The organism is Flavobacterium taihuense (genome assembly GCF_019351435.1).
In the GTDB taxonomy this organism is placed as follows: domain Bacteria; phylum Bacteroidota; class Bacteroidia; order Flavobacteriales; family Flavobacteriaceae; genus Flavobacterium; species Flavobacterium taihuense.
Genome location: NZ_JAHWYN010000052.1, coordinates 1 through 2,199 on the forward strand (window position 1 = coordinate 1; position 2,199 = coordinate 2,199).

Annotated in this window: 2 protein-coding genes; both read right to left on the reverse strand. The window is 34.1% G+C overall.

Annotated features, from left to right (window positions below):
- Positions 1 to 255: 255 nt before the first annotated feature.
- On the reverse strand, positions 256 to 843 hold the full coding sequence (locus tag KZH69_RS20310) for an HI_0983 family protein (protein ID WP_219319292.1): 588 nt from the start codon (positions 841 to 843) through the stop codon (positions 256 to 258).
- A gap of 226 nt (positions 844 to 1,069) precedes the next feature.
- A complete protein-coding gene (locus KZH69_RS20315; protein ID WP_219319293.1) occupies positions 1,070 to 1,516 on the reverse strand; it encodes a GNAT family N-acetyltransferase in 447 nt (148 codons plus the stop codon).
- Between the last annotated feature and the right edge of the window lie 683 nt (positions 1,517 to 2,199).

The following is a 2,199-nucleotide window of genomic DNA, read 5'->3' on the forward strand; positions in this document are numbered from 1 at the left end:
AGGTAAATCAATAAAATTTTTCGTTTGCGAAATGCTTTTAGTGGAAATAAAAATTATGAATAATAATGCGATTTTTTTCATTTTCTGTTTTTTGTTCGTTCGGTGAATATGCCTGCTAACGTTCTGGCACTACAGCGGGTTTGGGATTAAATTAAGCCCTGTTTTCGGATTTGCCAAATATTCCAAATACAAGACCATTTTTCCATTAAGCCAAATGCCCAAATCCGTTGTAGTGGCTGTTAGTGGCTGTTTTTTTTACTCGTTTAGTTTTATATTCGGAAGTTCTTTCGCAATCATTACGTTTAATAAATCTGTTCTTTCCGTCCCTAATTTCTTTAGAAATGGAGTAATATTTTCTCCATAGCTTCTTTTCGAATATGAATATATAAGTAGTGCTTTTTTATGATTTTCTAGTTCAATTTGTTTGTATCTATAGATTATAAATTCTACAATTTCTAATTCTCCATTTTTTTCGGAACTCAAGATACAATCAAGTATACTTTCTTTACCATCAGGACTATTTATAACGCTAAAATTACATACTTTGTCAGTTTCCTTTCGCTTAGTAAGTTCATTTACTTTTTGTTGAATTCCATTTTCAACACTCACATCCATTACAAAAACATTTACAGTTATAAGTTCATTAAATTTTTCGACTGTTTCATTTTTCGGCAAGTATTCTTGAACATAATAATTTGCGTTTGGCTTTTCTGACCAAGCAAGAGAAAATACGGTTTTGTTAAATTCAATCGGACCTTTTATGCCAATTCTTTCAATCGGTTCATTTTGAATTGTTGAAAAAGACATTAATATAATTGTAGTTAAGTAAAGTAATTTTTTCATTATATATTTTCTGTTATGTTTAATTTTTTATGTTTTGGTTCGGTTAAAATAGCCACTAACGTTCTGGTACTACAGCGGGTTTGGGATTAAATTAAGACCTATTTTCGGATTTGCCAAATCATCCCAAATACAAAACCAACTTCCCATTAAGCCTATTACCCAAATCTGTTGTAGTAGCTGTTAGCGGTTCGGGCTTATATCGGGCTCGGTTTTTGTCCTGTCATTGTTATTTTGAATAAACGTTTTTATTATGAAGTTCCATCCATTTGGTTGGGTCTGCAATGTCTATCCACCCAAATTTACGATATAGCTCGTGTGCGTCTCCTGTGAGTAAAATCCAACGTCTTAAACCTTGTAGACTCGGATAGTTCATAACCGTTTCCATTAACCATTTAGAAAGCCCCAATCCTCTGTATTCTTCTAAAATATATACGTCGCCCAAATAGGCAATCGTTGAAAAATCGGTAATGATTCTTGCAAGGCCAATTTGTTTTTCGTCTTGATAAACACCAAAGCAGAATGAATTTTCAATAGCAGTTTGCACCTTGTCTTTCGGAATATTTATGCACCAATACGCTTTGGTTGATAAAAATTCGTGAATGGCGTCAATGTCTAATTTTACCTTGTCGGTTGAAATGCAAAACTCGCCTTTGTATATGTTTACGTCTGTCATAGTTTCTGTTTACTGTGAGGTGTCATTTTAGCCTGACCGCTAACGTCCCCGCGCTAAAAGCAGTTTGGGACTAAATTAAGCCCATTATTCGGATTTGCCAAATCTTCCAAATACAAAACCATTTTTCCATTAAGCCAAATCCCCAAATTGCTTGTAGCGTGTGTTATAGAGCGGTTGTTTTGTCGAAATTACGATTGAACCGTAAACTTTTCACGCTTCTGTTGGCAAATTCCAACTTTCACGTTTGTAATTTTTGGTTTGTAATTTTCGGCGTATTATTTTCAATTATTTACTTTCTAATTATAAATTCTGCGCAAAGAATTTCAAGCTTCGGCTGACAAATTCCAATTTTCACGTTTCTGTTTTTCACACTTCAACTTTTCAAGTTTCTGTTGGCAGATTCCGACTTTCACGCTTCTGCTTTTCAAGTTTCAACTTTTCAAATTTCTACAGGCAAGTTCCAATTTTCACGCTTCTGCTTTGTTAACTTTCTGCGTAAACAAATGTCTATTTTCTAATTGTTTTTATCTGCGTAATTTCGGCACAACTGCTCTATAACGTTCTGGTACTACAACGGGTTTGGGACTAAATTAATCCCTATTTTCGGATTTGCCAAATCATCCAAATACAAAAATAACTCCCCATTAAGCCTATTGCCCAAATCCGTTGTAGTAGCTGTTATG